The organism is Caballeronia sp. LZ003 (assembly GCF_031451465.1).
Taxonomy (GTDB): domain Bacteria; phylum Pseudomonadota; class Gammaproteobacteria; order Burkholderiales; family Burkholderiaceae; genus Caballeronia.
In genome coordinates this window covers 1-583 of record NZ_JARUXJ010000138.1, presented here as the reverse complement: position 1 = coordinate 583, position 583 = coordinate 1, and the positions used below count along the sequence as shown (strand labels likewise).

Genomic DNA, 583 nt, shown 5'->3' with positions numbered 1-583 from the left:
ATTTCCACCTCCTTGTCGCGCGCGATCACCTCTGCCCCGGCGAGCGAGGTGTACGCAATGATCGGCGTCCGGGCGAACCGTGCGGAACCGCGCATGAATGAAGCGACGAAAAAGCCGTCGCTGATCGGCATTTCTATCGAGCACGACGATATGCGGCGTCCAGGCCGACGGCGCATTGAGCACAGCGCTGCCCTTAGTGAGAACGAGCCTTGAAGTCCTTCGCCGGTAAGTATGGCCGCCAATGCTTCGGCGCCGACGGGAGCGCGAGCGATCTGTTGTCGTAGAAGTTTGGAACGAGACATCCGACTTGGGCCTCATGCATTCTTCGAGTCAATCGAGAACGGGATTTGCTGTCTCCCATTAATACCCGATCCTCTTCTGTCTCGAACGCCCAATGGTGCCTAAACCAAAGTCGCGAAAACCGATCCGTAGCGTCGCAAAAGCGGCAAGGCATAAGAAGGTCCTTTATCTTCCGCTCGATCCTGCTTCGGTCGCACAAATTTCCATCCAGGTCCGCATGGCGCTTGAAGTCGCCCGTGCCGGGCAAGGCGACGCGGCGACTTTGCGTTGCCTATCGCAAGCC

The 583-nt window shown here is 58.3% G+C and carries 1 protein-coding gene; it reads left to right on the top strand.

Features of this window, described 5'->3' with window-relative positions; translation table 11 throughout:
- Positions 1-394: 394 nt before the first annotated feature.
- Positions 395-583 (top strand): hypothetical protein (locus QCE79_RS33460; RefSeq protein ID WP_404989475.1); only part of this gene is annotated, 189 nt, incomplete at its 3' end.